Genomic DNA, 19,029 nt, shown 5'->3' on the forward strand with positions numbered 1-19,029 from the left:
CAAAAGCAGCAAGGTTTTTTCGGTTTGTTTAAAGACTAATTAATTGATTAAATGACTCTTCCAAAAAAAACTTAAATCTATTAAATAGTCTAAGCACTCTTTCGTTTTTTTCATATTATATATTGAAAAAAATAATAGAAAGGGTGATCAAATGCCGCCAAAACCAAAACCAAATGATAAAGAAGTTCAAGTGAATAACCCTGCTGTTGATATCGCTAGTTTTCCAAATATAACTCAAAGCGAGACAAGCCTTGCGCGTTTTAAAGATTTTATTTTGTATGGATTTAATGATACCAATAATGCCACAGGGGTAGCTGGGGCATCAAGTTATTCAGGGTTTTCCTTTTCAAAAGATTTAGGTAAAAATTGGACCGATGGTGGGTCAATACCAGCCAATCCTGGAGGTCAAAATTTTGGTGATCCATCTTTAGCAGTTGATAGAAATGGAGTATTTTATTATTCACAAATTGGGGATGAATTGATTGGAGGCAGGCAAGAAGGTGTAATCACTGTTTCAACCGGAACGATCAGTCCAAACAAAACAATAACTATGAACCTTCCTCAAGTTGTTGGGCGAGGGCAGACTCCAGCTGCTAGTGATTCAGGAAATCAAGATAAAGCGTGGATTACAGTAGGTCCTGATGCTGATAATCCAGGAAATGAGGCTTTATATGTTGTATGGACTGACTTTGGCCCTCCTAATGTAGGTACAAAAATTCGTTTTTCAAAATTTGGAACAGGTGTAACATTAACTCCTATTATTCCAAGTCAAACGATTGTCGCTGGGGCTAATGCAGTGTTTGGAGCCTTTCCGGTAGTGGATAAAGCGGGGAATATATATGTTTTTTATGAAAGTCGTTTGCCAGGCACATTTGCTCAGCTAAATACTGCGAACCGTTCCATTCGTATGGCTAAGTCAATCGATGGAGGAAATACCTTCCCAATAAATGTACAAGTCTCTGCTGGCCTATTTGCAGCAGCGGCTACGGATGTTGTACCATGCGGACCAGCCAATGAACTCCGTCCTGTTATATTAACAGAGCAGCAACGGGTGATCAGGATGTTTGAGATCCCTCAAGCAGGTATAGGACCAGATGGTACGATTTATGTAGTATGGAATCAACGTAGAAATATTGGAGGTACAATCTTTATCGATGTCTTTTTAGCCTATAGTCAAAACGGAGGAAATAACTGGACTCAAGTGAATATCTCCAATAATTTGCCCCTTTCATTCTTTCCATCAGTAGCTGTCAATAAAGAGGGAGCTCATGTTCAATATAACCGCTTTAATGATCCTAATAATGTTGGCGGCATAGGTAATGGAACGTTTGGTGTGTTTATGAAAACTTTCTCTTTTCATAAGGGTGTTGGTAAAGTAGGTAAAGAAAGTATGGTTAGCACTGCATTTTCTCAAGTGCCTAATAATCATATACCAAGCGGCGGGGTTTTCGTGAATTTTGATCCAAGAGTATTTTCTTGTTATATGGGTGAATACAATCAAGTTATTACAGGTCCAGGCCATTCATTGCTCCATGCTTGGGGTGACAATCGAAATATTTTGAACGGACAGAATAATCCTGATGTATTCTTTAGAAAAACCGAGTCAAAGCCATAACCTAGTAAATTTCTCTAATTGGGGTCACCATACATGCCCATCAACTTAAGAAATTGGTAGTTCCCCAAAACGAAGAAAATTTTCGTTTTGGGGATACTTCAAAATATTAGCTTGATGGGCATGGGATAGTAACAACAAAACGCAAATTTTCAAAACGGTTTACCAATAATCGCTATACACCAGCTTGATACAATAATATTTGGTGTGAGTTCAATACATATTATTAAAATTAAGATGGTTTAAGTCGAAGGAAGGTACCTTAGGGTGTCTTTATATATATATATGTTATACCGTCAGCATTTCGGAACAAAACAGGAGGTTCCCTTGCGAGGTTAGGATTCTTCCTTGTACTCGCTACTGATGAAATTACAAATTAACGAATTATATAATTTATTAGACACATTTAAAGAAAAAGAACTATCTATTGGATATAGTGGATTAATAATTTATAGTAATAGTGCATTAGAAAAGGAACAATTGGGGTATAGCATAGATAATAAAGGAGATTGGAGACAGTCTTGGTTTGTCATAGGGCACGAGGAGGAATATGGAAACCCTATCTTTGTAGATATGAGTAGAAGATATTTACCAATATATACTGCGGAACATGGCGAAGGTGAATGGAATCCAAGGATAATAGCATCTTCATTAAAAGGATTTATTAAGACATTAAACTACCTATATGATTTATCAAAAGACAGGGAAAATTCGATTGAAAATAAAGATAATGCTTTGTCTGTATGCGATAAAGCAAAACTCCTTACTAAAATCATAATTCAAACAAAGCGACTAAACATCCGTTTTTGGCTAGGATATTTTCTAGAATGAATATTAGAGGGTTAAATTCCGATAACGATAATTATGTAAATGAGCTGTCCATATGGGCAGCTTATTTTATTTTTCCGCATAGCTTACGTTATTTTGAAAAATACTTGCGGTACCCTTACTAGTATTCTTGCATTTAAATTATTTTTAATATATTATATCTATATGTTAATATAAATATAATATACAAAAAGGATTCAAATCTATTAATAAGATGTAAGTCCTTTTCAAAGATAAAAAGGTTTTACCAAAGCGTAATATAACTTATGCCTGTCTTTTTAATATGTATCTAGTAAAAAGACATTTTTTATCAATACAATTGTGTTTTCAATAGAAATGGAAACTTTTAAATAGAAGTTTATTTACCTTTCAATGATAGGAGTTAATGTTTCCTAGAACATAGAGAAAAAAGGCGCCATACAGAGTAATCTGACAAACCTGAGAGGTATTGTATGTAGTTTGCTCATCTCATACAAAACAAAAGAGCCTTACCTCTCTAGGCAAGACTCTACTAGTTTAGTTGTATAATATTTACATAGTAACTAAGAAACAGAAAACATATAGGACTAAGTAGCAGAACCCTAACATTCCTCCTACAGCTAATACCTGTTTAACCCAACCCTTAAATTTTAGATTACTGTCAATCTCTTGCACTCTTTCCATATTTCCTCCTATTAAGGAGAACCCTTAAAGACTCTCACCTCGTTATGGTACCATTAAAGAATGACTAATAGAGGTCTAATTTTGTCTAAACGTATAAATATGCAATATTGCATACAGAAATGTATTGTTATAATTGTAAGCGCTTACTATAATGAGAGTATAAAGATTAACCACATCTTAATACGAAAAAAGAGGAGAGAATAATATGGAAATCGCAATGGCAGTTTTAAAATTTATAGGTGGAGCAATCCCATTAGTTCAAGAACTTCTAAAAGCATTTATGTAAATTCACTATTTAGCAATTATTTATAAAAATTATCATACAAATGATCTGTATATCAAAAATGAATTGATTTACAGATTATTTGTGTGAGTAAGGTCCCTTTAACATTATTAAGGGACTTTTTTTAATTTCTAAATACTTAAGGTTACGTCACATCAACATCAAATTAAAAGTACTTTTAAAACATTAAAAAGTGCTCTTTATTTATTATAAATATGAAAGTTAATTTTTGAATATTCGTTCATTTTCGTTTCAACACATAAATGTTCGTAATTACATACATTCTATTATCGCTAACAATATGATTCTCAAAAAATCCTAAATATTAAAAGCTGTTTGAAAGACATAGATCATCAAGTCAATATTGCAAAAAGCAAACGTCCCGAATGTAAAGAACCTCTTATTATAACAGGTACTCAGTATACAGAAGTGACAACAAAATGGTTAATAAATCTGAATTCCGTATAATTAACATAACATTTGACCTGAATTTCCCCATAATGCGCCGTTAAAAAATTTCACGTACCATATGTTTAATATGTTTATATAGATAAATAAATGCCGAATCTTGCTTTAATCGCTAATATTGACTAAGATAACTCTTATAACAAAGAGGCTATGTATTATGTGTTTCATAAGCGGAAAGACAAAGAGTTGCATCGTCATCTTTTGGCTAGTTGGTCTAATTTATCCCACATTAACTGCTCGTAAAATCCCGATTGAATCAACTAACAATCAGTGAGGAGAGTAATATCTACTAATGAAAGTGTCACTTTATAATATTGAGTATTTATTTTAGTTTTGCAACGCCCTCATTGTTAATGTTGGATAGATAAATAGCTCGAGAGAAGGGGAATATTAGATTTATGAAACAGAATATAAAAGTTTTAGCTATGGCAGTCGGTCTCACAGTGATGGGATCAACAGTAGCTACTTATACAAGTGCTGATACAGGTTGGAAACAAACTGGATCAGTATGGAATTACTATAATGTAAACGGTGTGAAGCAAACAGGTTGGCAGCAGGTAAACGGAGCATGGTATTACTTTAACGGAAGCGGAGCGATGCAAACAGGTTGGCAACAGGTAAACGGAGCATGGTATTACTTCAACGGAAGCGGAGCGATGCAAACAGGTTGGCAGCAGGTAAACGGAGTATGGTATTACTTCAACGGAAGTGGAGCGATGCAAACAGGTTGGCAGCAGGTAAACGGAGTATGGTATTACTTCAACGGAAGCGGGGCGATGCAAACAGGTTGGCAGCAGGTAAACGGAGTATGGTATTACTTCAACGGAAGCGGAGCGATGCAAACAAATTGGCAGCAGGTAAACGGAGTATGGTATTACTTCAATGGAAGCGGAGCGATGCAAACAAATTGGCAGCAGGTAAATGGAGCATGGTACTACTTCAATGGAAGTGGGGCGATGCAAACAGGCTGGATCCAAGATAATGGTAAACAGTACTACCTTGAAAGTAATGGTGTTTGGAATCCAAATACTACATCTGCAAATAATAATTCACGACCTGACGGGAAACTATTAGACGCATTTCAAAATGAAATAAAAACTCATATTAATAATCAAAAAGAAAATATAACGATGACATATAAATCCCAAAACTCTAATATTAATGAGGTTCTAAATACACTTGTTAAAGAATATGACAAGGCAGTCGAATCTAACGAATATTTGAATCATAATATTTCGCATACGCAATATTCCGTTCGTGGTATTCCAGGAAATTACACGTTTACAGTAAAGATTACATATCGTGAATCCAAAGGACAAACGGACTATGTAAAGGCGCAAGCGAAATCAATTATTAATTCCATTATCAAAGCTGGTATGGATGAACACGAAAAAGTAAAAGTAATCCATGATTATGTCGTAAAGCATGTTTCTTATGATACTTCTTTCCAAGCTTATACAGCATATGAAGCTTTAGCAAACCGCTCTGCTGTTTGTCAAGGGTATGCATTATTAACGTATCAATTGTTAAAAGAGGCTGGAATAGAAACTCATATTGTAACCGGAACTGGAAATGGACAACCACATGCTTGGAATCAAGTGAAAATTGAAGGGAAATGGTACCATCTTGATACAACTTTTGATGATCCAATTCCAGATGTGCAAGGACGAGTAACTTATTCATATTATAATCTGTCTGATGAACAAATCGCTAGAAATCATCAGTGGGATCGTAATAAATTTGCGCCGGCAACAACAAACTATGCTAATGAATTAGCAAAAAAAATCCAGTCGGGTAGCTCAAAAACATGGGAATATCAGGAAATATCAAAAATCATTAAACATTAAAATTAATGTTTTGATGTAACTGCTTTAAAACACTTACTTAGGCATACAGAGATTATGAACCTACAGAGGTAAGTAATATCCGTATGAAAAAGTACATGTATTCACGTTGAGGGTGTTGCAAAACCAAAATGAATATTCTTATAATCAATAAAACTAGTTAAACATAAAATATATAGTGATTTAGTTTTTGTGATAGCAGTGGCTGTTGAAGCTGCAATTTAATTTGTCAAAATGGAATTAGGTTAAAAAAATGAAATAACCTTAGTAGAACAGTTCAATTGATTTGAACTGTTCTACTTGTGTTTGTAAGGTAAACGTCAAGTAACTCCAAAATATACAATAAAACTGGATTTTGGAGTTGTTTTTTGTGTGCTTCACTTGTTTCCATAATGGTTACTTCAGCTGGTTTGATGTACATCCGAGGGTTTATTAATAAAGGGGGCTAGATCATAGGGGATGGGCATTGGAAGGTCCAGAGCTATTATGGCCAATTTAGGGATTAGCTCTGTTTGGCGCTACAATTGCTTATTATTATCGGAGGTGTGGTATGTGCAAATATTGCAAACGGATATAAAGTGAACATTTATTAAGTGTGGAAGTGTATTGCCAATGAATAGCAGGATAAATAATTTGTTACAGGAAAACAAAGCTCTTTTATAATTTAATTTTGACGGAATCGATACTTTTTTCCTTTTATCAGCTTGTGAAGTAGTATGGAAATTAGATTTATAATATAAAAGTCAGGCTAAAGTAATTGCAATAAGCAATTTGAATAGTAATCTTAAGTAAATAAAAAAGAGAGAAGAGCTCACAAATGTTCTTCTCTCTTTTTAAATCTAATTAGGGTTTCCATAACTGTAGATATCGATGGTGTAAATTAGTGAATATTGTCAAAGTAGTACTTCAAGTTAAGAGTATAAAAAGAAGTTTCTTTTTTCTGAAAATGTATATTAATACAAAATTAATTATTAATATCAATAAATGATTTTATGTTTCATTAATGGATTCATTGTCATCTACATTTATTATTTATTGCAACAGCTTTCATTTCCAAAATTAGATGTTTTAACAAAGGACAATATAAGTATCATTATAATGACTTTCCAATATAATCAATGTGTTAATGAAAGGAACTCTGTGTTATTTTTGCTTTTCTAGTAACTAATACAGCTTCAAACAAAGGACACAATTGCTACATGCTAAGTGTAATCTATTACTCATTCAAGATTCTGTTTATTCAATCTTTCTAAAAATAAAAAAATATTGAGCTCATAAATATACAAGCTATAATGAGGGCGTCGAGAGAGAATTTATTACCTTTAGAGAAAGTATCAAACCTAGTTTTTTGCAAAAATTCTAATGACATTGCAAGTAATCTTTTAAAATTGGACATACTGACATGATTACTCTAAGAAAGGTATGTGATTAAAAGGAAGTGTATTTGACACGAGAATGAAAACGCATTCAATGAGGTCTTGTTTTGAATCAGTCATTTTAATAACTTAGATTTAACTGCAATTAAAAATAACAAATTATGGGGGTGTTTATATGAATATGAATGTAGCATCTATTAAAGAAAAAAAGATTGTTAAATACAAAAGTTGTTTTGATGTGATTGGGCCAATAATGATAGGTCCTTCAAGTTCACATACTGCAGGTGCCTTGGCTATTGGAACAGTTGCCAATAAATTATTTCAAGGTCTTCCAAAAAAAGTTGTGGTAAAGTATTATGAATCATTTGCTGAAACCCATAAAGGTCACGGAACTGATTTTGCAATTATTGCTGGGATATTGGGATTTGCTGCCGATGACAGCAAAGTGCCAGATGCTATTAAAATAGCAGAATCTAAAGGAATTGACATTACCTTTATTGAAAAAGCGGGTGATAGTCCTGCTGGTCATCCAAATACGGCAGATGTACATTTAGAGGATGAAAGTCGAAGTATTAGAACGATGGGTATTTCGGTCGGTGGTGGATTGATTGAAGTCAAACATGTTGAAATTGACGGATTTAGCTTAGATCTGCAGGGGCCATTGCCAGTTATTATTGCGATTTCTGAAAGAGCTGACTTTGAATTTGTCTTACGAAGGATCTTTAAACAATATGATGTGGAAATTAACAACTTTCATAGTTTAGAAGATAACAAGAAATATTTATATGCATTCGCTTTGGATTCTCTATTGCCTGGTAATGCGCAGAAGGAATTGGGGAATTTAAGTAATATAGCTAACCTTATTATTCTTTAGTTCCATTAAGGAGTGAAAAAAATGTATATGACCATAAAAGAAATTGTGGATACAGCTAATAAAAGCCAAAAGCCAATTTATGAATTAGCAATGGAACAGGAAATCAAACAAACTAAAACTTCTTATGAAGAAGTTTGGAGTAAAATGGAACGAAATTTAGCGACTATGGAAAATGCCATAAATAAAAGTATCGAGGGCGACGGGGTATTTTCTCCAACCGGTTTAACCGGAGGTGATGCTGTTAAGATTAAAAATTATCGAGAAAATAGGAAAACACTTTCTGGCGATTTGATGGTGTTAGGGATTCAAAGTGCTATCGGTGTTAATGAAGTAAATGCTGCATTAGGGGCTATTTGTGCAACTCCAACAGCAGGTGCGAGTGGGACAATCCCGGGAGTCTTATTTAGTATTAAAGATACGTTGCAGTTAAGTCATGAAGATATGATTCATTTTCTATTCACTTCAGCGTTATTTGGAACGATAGTCGCAAACAACGCTTGTATTTCAGGAGCGTACGGAGGATGTCAAGCTGAAGTGGGCAGTGCCTCAGCAATGGCGGCTGCAGCAGCGGTAGAAGCTGCCGGAGGAACACCACAACAATCTTCTGAAGCTTTCTCAACCGCATTACAAAATTTACTCGGTTTAGTGTGTGATCCGGTCGCTGGTTTGGTAGAAATTCCTTGTGTAAAGAGAAACGCCATTGGAACGGCAAATGCTTTAGCAGCAGCGGATATCGCATTAGCCGGCGTAAACAATATCATCAATGCTGACGAAGTTATTGAAGCGATGTATAGAGTTGGAAGACAGATGCCTCGCGAGTTAAGAGAGACAGGTTTAGGCGGAATTGCCGCTACACCTACAGGGATTTCCATTAAAAATAAAATCTTTGGAGAGAAACAATCAAATCAATAAATAGTTATCGGATATATTGTGAAAAGTGTAACAAATTTATTCTCTATTGTTTGCCTAAGGATATCTGTATATTGGGGGAATTACCACTAAAATATACTACTATATAATTGAAACATTTTGTAAGTGGTAACAAACCCATCAGGTTGATGACTAGTGGAATTTTTGATTTTGATTAACTGAGAAGAAGGATAAACGATGTGGCGCACTTTTTAAGTAATTCATTTTTCAAGAACGATCTATATTCCTAAGTCTAAAAAGAGACGTAAGAATAGGACACAAGGAGGAAGTATTATATGAATGGGAATACTGCAAAAAACATAGAATTTCAAGCTGATAATACTGTAGCAGTAAAAAATGATAAATATCCAGATCCTAAAAAGTGGAATAAGCAGGATACTACCTGGGCATTGAGCCTTTTTGGAACAGCAATTGGAGCAGGAGTACTCTTTTTACCTATTAATGCAGGTTCAGGTGGTTTATTATCATTACTACTAATTACCATACTGGCATATCCCGTAATGTATTACTCACACAGGGCGCTTGCTAAAATGATTTATGCTTCTAATTCTGCTGATGAGGGGATTACAGGGACAATAAGAGAGTATTTCGGAAATAAGGCAAGTATTATTTTTAACATAGTATATTTTGTTTCAATTTATACGATCGTGCTGATGTATTCGGTTGCACTTACAAATACTGCAAGTAGTTTTATCGTGCATCAATTGCATATGCCAGAGCCTCCAAGAGCCATTTTATCGCTTGTATTAGTACTTGGTCTTATCGCTATACTAAATTTTGGTCAAGATATCACTGTGAAAATAATGAGCATGCTCGTATATCCTTTCATAGCTTCTTTACTTTTTATCGCAATATCTTTGATTCCACAGTGGAATACGTCAATGCTTAGTTTTTCAAATGTTTCTACTGCTTCAACAGGAACAGGATATTTTGGAACGATATTGATGATTCTACCAATCATTGTATTCTCGTTTAATCATTCTCCAATGATTTCATCATTTGTTATGAAACAAAGAGCTACCTATGGAATAGAAGCTACTGATGCCAAGTGTGCTCAAATACAAAAGGTTTGTTATATTATGACATTCTCTGTTGTTATGTTCTTTGTTTGGAGCAGTACCTTAAGTTTGACTCCAAATGATCTCATGATGGCAAAAGAACAGAACTTATCAATCCTATCATATCTTGCTAATGAGCTTAATTCGCCTGTAATTACTATTGCAGCTCCTATCATTGCTTTTACGGCCATAACAAAGTCTTTCCTTGGACACTATATAGGAGCATATGAAGTAATGCGTGACATGATTATCAAGTCCAGTCAAACACGCGGGAAAGATATAGGAGAAAAAACAGTTAAGACAATCATCCTTACTTTTGTCGTATTAACATGCTGGTATGTTGCTTATGCAAATCCAAGTATTCTTGGACTTATTGATGCTCTTAGCGGTCCGTTAGTAGCTGCTATCTTATGTCTATTACCGATGTATGCAATCTATAAAGTACCGGTACTAGCTAAATACAAAGGGAAAGCGAGCAATGTATTTGTCATTATTATAGGTATCCTTACTGTACTAGCAAGTATTAAATCATTATTCTAATCCACTATTTTGGGTTCTCATGTGAAAATCGTGAGATATGAAAAAAGAAAGATTGCTAGCGGAATTGAATTTTATATTGTGAAATCAAATAGATTATGGTTTTGGACAAATTTCTCACCTTGGAGAGTTTGTCCTTTTTTGATCATATGCTTAACTTCTATTCCAGCAATTACTTTTTTAGCTGCTTACACTGATTATAATTCAAGCATATTAGACTGCTGTCCCATACCTATCAAGCTAATATTTTAAAGTATCCCAAAACGAAAAATTCATATCACTACAACAGTGATTTATGAGAATGTACTGTTTTTTTGTTTTGGGGAACAATCAATTTCTTAAGTTGATATGCATGGGCGGTACCTCTTGTATGTCTTCCTTTATTTTTGGATTAATTATGACTTTTATTTTAAAGTTTGGCGCCCATTAAAGATTTTTTAATAGAAATGTAGAAATATCCTTTAAAGTGATATAAAACATATAATTATACATACATAGAGGAAACTCATTCAAAATGGAAGAATAGAGAAATAACTGTTGTTATATTTATGGAAATGTTAGAACTAAAGAAAAACACCTTTTATAAAAATATGAAGGAATATGAAGAAGTAAATTAGGGCTTTTCCTATAAAGCGTACGACCAACACTTTAACGAAACGCTAGCAAACCATCCGAATTTAAAATCTGTACGTATTTTGATTGGTAACGGAGAAATATCAAAACGTTTTAATTATAATTTAATTGTATTTGATAAAGACGGTAAAGAAAAAAGAATTAGAATTCAATACTCAAAAAAACCTTCGTAAAGAAGCATTCCTACGCGTCTACTACTCTGATAAAAAAGTTGAAGAAGATGTATCAGGTTGGGAAGAAGTGAAGCAGGACGAGATTCCTGCGAAAGTGAAAGAAAAACTAGCTGCGAAATAATAAAAATAAAAAGGGTTTGGCCTTAAAGGTCAAATCCTTTTCTGTTTTCAAAATCTTTTTCTGAAATGACTGTGAATCCATGTCTTTTAAATAGAGCTGTTGTTACGCCGTAACCAGTTTGTGTATTTCCGCTAATTACATAAGTCTTATCGTTTTTTGCATCAGAACAGATACCCCTATATTTATCTGCCTCTTTGCTAAGTCATCGAATAATCCTTACTTATACTATCCCGATTTCTGATAACTTACATGTAGAGATATCACTCAATATAACAAAAATGTAATGTTAATGAAATGTAATTCCATCGATACTATAAATGAAATTATATAAAATGAATAACATAAATGACTGGGAGTTAAAGAATTTTTATAATCAAAAAGGAGAAGTATTAATGCGAAATATATTAAGTGTAGAAAAGATTGAAAAATATTATGGTAATAAAGGTAATGTAACAAAGGCTATAGATAATATTAGTTTTAAGGTAGATGAGGGAGAATTTGTTGGGATAATGGGGCCTTCAGGAAGTGGTAAAACTACATTACTTAACTGTATATCAACGATTGATCATGTTACTACGGGAAAAATAATGATAAATAGTAGTGACATTACTCGGTTAAAATCAAAGTCACTAGATAAGTTTAGACAAAATGAATTAGGGTTTATATTTCAGGACTTTAATTTATTAGATACCCTTACTGCTTATGAAAATATTGCCCTAGCGTTAACAATAAAAGGTGAGAAGAGTTCAAAAATTGATGGGAAAATACAAGCAGTTGCAAAGTATTTAGACATTGAACAAGTATTAAGTAAATACCCTTATCAAATGTCAGGCGGACAAAAACAAAGGGTTGGTTCGGCAAGAGCTATCGTAACAGATCCATCTTTAGTACTTGCAGATGAACCAACAGGTTCGTTAGATTCTAAATCAGCTAGATTATTACTCGAAAGATTTGAAAGTCTAAATAAGGATTTAAAAGCTACAATACTTATGGTTACTCATGATGCATTTACAGCAAGCTATGCTCGTAGAATTCTTTTTATTAAAGATGGAAAAATATTTACCGAGTTGGTAAGAGGGAATGATTCCAGAAAAGAATTCTTTACTAAAATTATCGAAGTTATAACCCTTCTTGGAGGTGACGATAATAATGTACTCTAAGCTTGCTATTGGGAATGTAAAGAAAAGTCTTAAAGATTATGCAATATATTTCTTAACACTAACACTGGCTGTTTGTATATTTTATAGCTTTAACTCCATAGAATCACAAAAGGCATTTATGGAAATTAACGCTTCAGATAGGAAGTATGTGCCTGCAATAATGAACGCTATCTCAGATGTGTCAGTATTTATATCCGTAATATTAGGTGGTTTAATATTGTATGCAAATAATTTCTTAATCAAAAAACGTAAAAAAGAATTAGGAATATACATGACTTTAGGTATGGGAAGAAGAAACATATCTAGAATATTAGTAACAGAGACATTTCTGGTTGGTGTTATCTCTTTAGTGAGTGGGCTTATAATAGGTATTGGAATATCACAGGGATTATCTACATTTGCATTAAAGTTATTTGACTTGCCCATCAGTAAATATAAATTTGCAATTTCAACGGGCGCTATAGGTAAAAGCGTAGTATACTTTGGAATCATGTTTTTGCTTGTTATGTTATTTAATGTATATGTTGTTTCAAAATATAAAATAATTGATATGTTAACAGCAGGTAGAAAAAACGAAGATGTAAAATTTAGAAATCCTCTTATCTATGTAATCGCATTTATTATGTGTGTAGCATCACTTGGATATGCATATGTGACTGTACTAAAAATCGGATTGAATTATAATAACCCTATGCTCATGGTATCAATCATTCTTGGCATATTAGGTACATTGCTGTTTTTCTTTAGTTTATCTGGATTTATATTATATGTTGTAAAGAAGAATAAAAAAGTCTATTTTAAAGGGTTAAATATATTTATCATCAAACAAATAAATAGTAAGGTTAATACAAATTTTATATCCATGTCTGTAATCTGTTTAATGTTATTCATTACAATGGTGGCTTTATCTACAGGAATCAGCTTTAACAGAATGATGGACGAAACAACGAAAGAAATAACACCATTTGATGCCAGTATTACGTTGGACAATAAGGATGAAAGTTACACTATAGAAGACGTATTAAATAAATTTAATTTTAAAATAAGTAATAACGAAAAATATGTATCTTATAATGTATTTCAAACAGGGATGAAAGTGGTGGACTTTGTACCAGAACTTAAAGATTATAATTACAGTATAGATTTCATTAAAGTATCTGATTATAATAAAATTTTAAATCTTAAAGGTGAAAAGGAAATCACTTTAAATAACAATGAAATTTTACTTTTATCAAATGATAGCCGGTTGGTTAATTCGACAAATGAAAGATTAAAAAATAGCAATAAGGTGAATATTAAAGAAAAAGAATATCTGATAAAAAACGCTAAGGTTATACAAGAGAATCTTTACACTTATGATGTGCGAACTAATTACTTCACAATCGTTATAAATGATGAGTTTTTATCAGGCTACAAAATTACTGAGTCCGTACTTAATGTAAATTATTTAGATGGAAATAGAGAAGAATATAATAAAAAATATGATAGCGTTGCACGGGGCTTTTATGACGAAAATGGTCCGAAATTAAATATTAATCGTATAGCAGGCAAATCAAAGGATGAAGTTTGTGCAGAAAGTAAGGGAATGAAAACTATCGTACTATTTATTGGGATATATATAGGGATTGTATTTTTAATAACGAGTATGGCTGTATTAGCTCTTCAACAATTATCAGAAGCCAGTGATAGCATAGATCGATATAAATCTTTGAAGAGAATTGGTTCAAATGGAACAATGATCGACAAAACGATTTTTATTCAAACTTTCGTATACTTCAGTCTTCCAGTTATTCTTGCCATAATTCATTCTATTGTTGGAATTTATGTAGTCCATAAGTATATTAACACATTTCAACAAACAGACATTATCTTACCAGCATTGATGACTGGCTTAGTATTCCTTATAGTTTATGTAATATATTTCTACACGACATATGTCGGGTATAAAAATATTGTAAAAAGTAATACTTGATTTTATAATGCTTATTAGGGCTATTACACCTTGTTTCTCAAGATGTAATAGCCTTATATTCTGTATAGGGAGGGAAAAGTCATGAAAAAAATCATTCTGATTGAAGATGACGAAATCATCAGAGAAGAATTACAAAATTTTTTTATAAAATATGGATATGAAGTAAAGGCTCCCACAGATTTTAATCATATTATCAAATATATAGAAAGTGAGAATGCAGACCTTATATTACTAGACATAAATCTTCCTGTGTTCGATGGCTATTATATATGCAGAGAAATACGTAAAACTTCAGATGTTCCAATCTTCATGGTTACAAGTAGAGATAGTGATGTAGATGAACTAATAAGTATGAATTTAGGAGCAGATGATTTTATAACAAAGCCTTATAATACAGAAATACTATTAGCAAGAGTAACAAACATTTTAAGAAGAACATCTGGAGATTTCAAGATGAATCATATCTTAATTTATAGGGATTTTAATTTAAATCTTTCAAATGCAACAGTTACTTATCAAGACAAGTCTGTAGAATTAACTAAAAATGAAGTTAAAATACTCTCATGCTTAATAAATAATCGCGGGAATATTGTAAGAAGAGATTCACTCATAGAAACTTTATGGAAATCTGATTATTTTGTGGATGATAGCACCTTAACTGTTAATATAAATAGATTAAGAAAAAAGCTTGAAGAGATAGGTATAGAAAATCCAATTGCAACAAGAAGAAGCTTAGGGTATATAATGCCATGAATATAGGTGAATTTACTAAAGATAAAATGGTAGTAATACTATTTAATGTACTTGTATTTATTATACTAGCAGGTATATTGCTGACTGCGAATGTTCAGTTTATTATAATATTCTTTGTCTTTTGTATTTGGTTTTTTCCATTGATTTCATATATGATTATAGAATTTATAAAATGTAAAAATTATTATAATGAGATTAATGGCATTTTAGAAAACTTGGAGAAAAGATACCTACTACCAGAGGTAGTAAAGGAAGCAAACTTTATACATGGGGAAAAGCTTAACGCTATACTGAAAGAAGTAAGTAGAGATATGCATGAAAATGTAAAGTATTATAGAGACATACAGTTGGATTACAGAGAATATATAGAGACATGGGTGCATGAAATTAAGACACCAATAGCTTCTACAAAGCTTATAATTGAAAATAATCAAAATGAAGTAACGAATAAAATTGACTCTCAAATGGATCGAATCGAGGGGTTTGTAGAACAGGTTCTGTATTATTCTCGAAGCAATAACGTTAATAAAGACTATATTATCAAGCCAATCAACCTTGATAATGTAGTAAGGAATGTAATTAAAAGAAACTATAGGGATTTTATTCATAAGAGAATAAAATTAGATATACAGGATATTGATAAAATCGTATATAGTGATGGAAAATGGGTTGAATTTATTATTAATCAAATAATAGGAAATTCTATAAAGTACTCAAATAACAAAGAACAAATGATACGTATATACTCAATTAAGAAAACTAACTCAGTAATACTAACTATAGAGGATAATGGAGTAGGGATAGTAACTAAAGATATAAATAGAGTTTTTGAGAAAGGATTTACTGGAGAGAATGGAAGAAGATTCAGCAAAAGTACAGGAATGGGCTTGTATCTATGCGAAAAACTGTGTTCAAAATTAGGATTGAAAATTGGCATTGAATCTGAAGTGAATAGAGGAACTAGCGTTACATTAATATTTCCCTTGTCAGGTATGGTAACTTTTGAGCCCTGGTTATAAAAGGGATGCTGCCATCTTTCCACGAATTTCGTATGAAACTTATAAACAAATGTAAAACGGTATGAAAAGAGTAGAAATTCACTTCATACCGTTTGTATTATTTAGCCATTTAACATATTGGTATATGTAATTGTGAATCGGATGGATGTTAATCTGGATTAGTCATTACTATTTTTGATATCCACTAATACTTAAAGTAAGATTTGGTTCGGTTGCTACACAGACCTCGTAAGCGAGAAATTGTACACGATATAAAACAGTAAAATAAACATCCGATCCCCTACCGTACAAGGAATCGGATGTTTTGTGTCTAAAATGTGTCCAAACGTACAGTTTTCTTTTTTTGATATGGGACCCCAAAGAGGCAAAAAGAGATAGTTCATGAGGCAGATCAAGTTATCCAATTTGTAGGAATAAATCAAAAAAAGGAATCGCACTTTTTAGGAGAACTCTTCTCTGCAATACTGAATAAAAAGGTAATAGAAATCAATGATTGTAGCTATGGTAACAATCATTGAATCATTTAACACTTAAGATTATTAATTACAAATAGAAATTGGTATTGCTTTAGTTGGGATTTAGACAAAAAAGAATTTCGAAATTTCCGTTGTGACTATATTCAATATACAAAGTATGAAGATGAGGAAAACATTCCTTTTACTGAAGAGACAATTAGTTCGTTATATAGAAAACAATTCAATACACAACGACCTTTTTCTTTTAAAGTTAGTGAGAAAGGGGTTGAACAATTCTATAAACGCATTTACGATAACATGTCTCTTCAAGAAGAATAACAAAACAAATACATTATTGTGACTTTTGGAGAAAAGGAGATGGATTTTCTGGTTCAGTATTTTTTGTCTTTCGATAAAGAAATTAAAATAATTCCTCCGGAAATGCTACGCTCCAAATATAAGGAATATTTAAAAGAAATATTGGTGGATTGTTATGAAATAAAAAATAGTTCATCTGCAAATTAGCAGGTTAAAATAACATTCCTGATTTAATTTCAATTAGGTTTTTGATGCAATTTTAAACTAGCCCACTGTTATAAAGTTAATATTTATGATGTTCCAAGAACGAAAAATTGTTGTCTTTTATAGCAATAGGATTTATTTTTATTACAAGTTAGGACAAAATCTCGTTCTGGAGTAGTTGTATTTTCTTAGCTTAATAGCGATGGGGTGGGACCCCTTTTAGCAAAAACGGAGTGGAAATGATGAGTATAAATAGTTTTGTGGGATTGATAAAGGACGAATTATTAAAAGAGGTAAGCATAAGAAGTGAGGATGAATTCGAGCCTGTAGTAGTTAAAGATATTCCTAGACTTTGGAAGTGTTTAGGGACAGGTAATTATGCTGCAGTATTTATGCACAAAGAACACAAAGGTTGGGTAGTGAAAGTTTATGCGCGAAAAGGAGAAGGAATTGAAAAAGAGTCAGAAGTATACCGAAGAATCGGAAATCATCCTTCTTATTCGAGGCTTATATATAAAGGAGAAAATTTCATAGTATTGAAACGTTTAAAAGAAATTACCTTATACGATGCTATTCATAAGGGGATTAAAATTCCTAAGCAGGTAATCCTCGATATCAATGAAGCTTTAGAGTATGCAAGAGAACAAGGATTAACTCCTTGTGATGTTCACGGGAAAAATGTGATGATGGAAAACGGAAGGGGATATGTAGTCGATGTATCTGATTTCTTAAAAACAAAAGAAGATAGTAAGTGGAGAGATCTAGAAAAGGCATATTTTACATTTTACTTGCCTTTCATTTATAAATTGCCTCTCCCTGTTAAAATACCGTATTTCATGTTAAACATTGTTAGACGTTCATATAGAAAATATAAGAAGCTTAAAAAGAAATTCAAATTGTAAAAGGACCACATACTTATCTTTAGGTTAGATAAGTGAACCACTAGTAAACAAAAGGGATGTACATTTTAGATTAGTAGTCAACGGTGCATAAAATTTTCGTTCTAGAGGTACTTTAAAATCTTAGGTCGATGGGCATGTAGCGATACTCCATGCCCATTAACTTAAGAAAACAAATCAACCCCAAAATGAAAAAAGAGCTTTTTATTACATATTAGGACAAAATCTAGTTCTGGGAGTAGTTATATTTTCTTAGCTTGATAGGTGTGTGGTGGAACCCAAGAAGGAGATATAGTTGTTGAAGCTCGGATGAATCGATTAGCTAAAAATTTAAAACACATGTTAGAACTCGCTCAAAATTTGGAAAAGCGAAATGTTCATATAGTTAGTCTGGATTATAATTTTGATACAAGAATAGCAACTGGAAAAATGCTCCTTCATATTATTGAAGGTGTTGCTGAATGGGAACGAGAGTTATTGAAAGAAAAGCAAAGAGTCGGATTAGACATTGTTAAAAAAGGGGGACAGCAGGGTTGTCCTCGTAAGTGTGGGAAGAAACATGAAGGGATGGAACATGCTATCCATTTATATATGGAAGGTTATTTCATCCCCTATATTTGGATATGCAAAATTACATAAAAAAATATGTTTAAATAAGACGTGCTTTTATATATAACTAGAGGTAGAGAAGGAAAATTATTGTTTAGGATCAATTTAAAACTTTTAATTTGATCGATGTGTGGTGGTATTCCTTTAAGACAAAAATTAAGCAGTTAGCCTTTGCTCATTGTTCTTTTATTAGAGCTATTTAACTGTGGTTATTAAGATGAATATCCGCATAAGAATCTT

General features: G+C 32.5%; 13 protein-coding genes and 3 pseudogenes. All 16 read left to right on the forward strand.

The genetic code is table 11. From position 1 onward, the window contains the following. Window positions 1-151 precede the first annotated feature (151 nt). The 16 genes and pseudogenes from F0362_RS09405 (at window position 152) to F0362_RS09495 (ending at window position 18,819) form a co-directional block, all read left to right on the forward strand. Window positions 152-1,615 (forward strand): hypothetical protein, encoded by a 1,464-nt coding sequence (locus F0362_RS09405; protein WP_001134790.1) that lies wholly within the window; start codon window positions 152-154, stop codon window positions 1,613-1,615. A 345-nt stretch (window positions 1,616-1,960) separates the two neighbouring features. Beyond that, window positions 1,961-2,443 (forward strand): hypothetical protein, encoded by a 483-nt coding sequence (locus F0362_RS09410; protein WP_053446532.1) that lies wholly within the window; start codon window positions 1,961-1,963, stop codon window positions 2,441-2,443. A 759-nt stretch (window positions 2,444-3,202) separates the two neighbouring features. Continuing rightward, window positions 3,203-3,389, forward strand: a pseudogene (locus F0362_RS30730) (hypothetical protein). Between the two features lie 863 nt (window positions 3,390-4,252). Next, window positions 4,253-5,701: a transglutaminase domain-containing protein gene (locus F0362_RS09415; RefSeq protein ID WP_000812373.1), complete on the forward strand. Its 1,449-nt coding sequence runs from the start codon at window positions 4,253-4,255 to the stop codon at window positions 5,699-5,701. A gap of 371 nt (window positions 5,702-6,072) precedes the next feature. Then, window positions 6,073-6,275 (forward strand): annotated as a pseudogene (locus F0362_RS31380) (hypothetical protein); the annotation flags it as partial. A 974-nt stretch (window positions 6,276-7,249) separates the two neighbouring features. Further along, the gene (gene sdaAB / locus F0362_RS09430; protein WP_001056997.1) at window positions 7,250-7,948 is read left to right on the forward strand and encodes an L-serine ammonia-lyase, iron-sulfur-dependent subunit beta; all 699 of its coding nucleotides are present in this window, start codon (window positions 7,250-7,252) and stop codon (window positions 7,946-7,948) included. Window positions 7,949-7,969: 21 nt separating this feature from the next. Next, window positions 7,970-8,860: an L-serine ammonia-lyase, iron-sulfur-dependent, subunit alpha gene (gene sdaAA, locus F0362_RS09435; protein ID WP_000282015.1), complete on the forward strand. Its 891-nt coding sequence runs from the start codon at window positions 7,970-7,972 to the stop codon at window positions 8,858-8,860. Window positions 8,861-9,153: 293 nt separating this feature from the next. After that, window positions 9,154-10,476, forward strand: a complete 1,323-nt coding sequence (locus tag F0362_RS09440; protein ID WP_001014214.1) for an aromatic amino acid transport family protein — start codon at window positions 9,154-9,156, stop codon at window positions 10,474-10,476. A gap of 701 nt (window positions 10,477-11,177) precedes the next feature. Beyond that, window positions 11,178-11,400: pseudogene (locus tag F0362_RS09455) on the forward strand (YxeA family protein); the annotation flags it as partial. A gap of 392 nt (window positions 11,401-11,792) precedes the next feature. Beyond that, window positions 11,793-12,560: an ABC transporter ATP-binding protein gene (locus F0362_RS09465; RefSeq protein ID WP_001244406.1), complete on the forward strand. Its 768-nt coding sequence runs from the start codon at window positions 11,793-11,795 to the stop codon at window positions 12,558-12,560. Beyond that, window positions 12,550-14,532, forward strand: a complete 1,983-nt coding sequence (locus tag F0362_RS09470) for an FtsX-like permease family protein (protein ID WP_053446534.1) — start codon at window positions 12,550-12,552, stop codon at window positions 14,530-14,532. Before F0362_RS09465 ends, F0362_RS09470 begins: the two co-directional genes overlap by 11 nt. An 81-nt stretch (window positions 14,533-14,613) precedes the next feature. Continuing rightward, a complete protein-coding gene (locus tag F0362_RS09475; protein WP_000720530.1) occupies window positions 14,614-15,285 on the forward strand; it encodes a response regulator transcription factor in 672 nt (223 codons plus the stop codon). Further along, window positions 15,282-16,304 carry a sensor histidine kinase gene (locus F0362_RS09480; protein WP_001020451.1) on the forward strand — a complete coding sequence of 341 codons (1,023 nt, stop codon included), beginning with the start codon at window positions 15,282-15,284 and terminating at the stop codon, window positions 16,302-16,304. Before F0362_RS09475 ends, F0362_RS09480 begins: the two co-directional genes overlap by 4 nt. 542 nt (window positions 16,305-16,846) lie before the next feature. Next, a complete protein-coding gene (locus F0362_RS30875; RefSeq protein ID WP_232300952.1) occupies window positions 16,847-17,098 on the forward strand; it encodes a WYL domain-containing protein in 252 nt (83 codons plus the stop codon). 425 nt (window positions 17,099-17,523) lie between these two features. Further along, entirely contained in the window at window positions 17,524-18,183 is a 660-nt protein-coding gene (locus F0362_RS09490; protein WP_000026521.1) for a protein kinase family protein, read from the forward strand. A gap of 261 nt (window positions 18,184-18,444) precedes the next feature. After that, complete coding sequence (locus F0362_RS09495) at window positions 18,445-18,819, forward strand: recombinase family protein (RefSeq protein WP_149889744.1); 375 nt, start codon at window positions 18,445-18,447, stop codon at window positions 18,817-18,819. Window positions 18,820-19,029: the final 210 nt, after the last annotated feature.

The organism is Bacillus sp. BS98, from assembly GCF_008432245.1.
Taxonomy (GTDB): Bacteria; Bacillota; Bacilli; order Bacillales; family Bacillaceae_G; genus Bacillus_A; species Bacillus_A toyonensis.

Excerpts from the sequence above, each read along its gene's own strand:
- F0362_RS09470 (WP_053446534.1), top strand. The coding sequence starts at position 12,550 with ATGTACTCTAAGCTTGCTATTGGGAATGTAAAGAAAAGTCTTAAAGAT.
- F0362_RS09405 (WP_001134790.1), top strand. The coding sequence starts at position 152 with ATGCCGCCAAAACCAAAACCAAATGATAAAGAAGTTCAAGTGAATAAC.
- F0362_RS09440 (WP_001014214.1), top strand. The coding sequence starts at position 9,154 with ATGAATGGGAATACTGCAAAAAACATAGAATTTCAAGCTGATAATACT.
- sdaAA (WP_000282015.1), top strand. The coding sequence starts at position 7,970 with ATGTATATGACCATAAAAGAAATTGTGGATACAGCTAATAAAAGCCAA.
- F0362_RS09415 (WP_000812373.1), top strand. The coding sequence starts at position 4,253 with ATGAAACAGAATATAAAAGTTTTAGCTATGGCAGTCGGTCTCACAGTG.
- F0362_RS09480 (WP_001020451.1), top strand. The coding sequence starts at position 15,282 with ATGAATATAGGTGAATTTACTAAAGATAAAATGGTAGTAATACTATTT.
- F0362_RS09465 (WP_001244406.1), top strand. The coding sequence starts at position 11,793 with ATGCGAAATATATTAAGTGTAGAAAAGATTGAAAAATATTATGGTAAT.
- sdaAB (WP_001056997.1), top strand. The coding sequence starts at position 7,250 with ATGAATATGAATGTAGCATCTATTAAAGAAAAAAAGATTGTTAAATAC.
- F0362_RS09490 (WP_000026521.1), top strand. The coding sequence starts at position 17,524 with ATGAGTATAAATAGTTTTGTGGGATTGATAAAGGACGAATTATTAAAA.
- F0362_RS09475 (WP_000720530.1), top strand. The coding sequence starts at position 14,614 with ATGAAAAAAATCATTCTGATTGAAGATGACGAAATCATCAGAGAAGAA.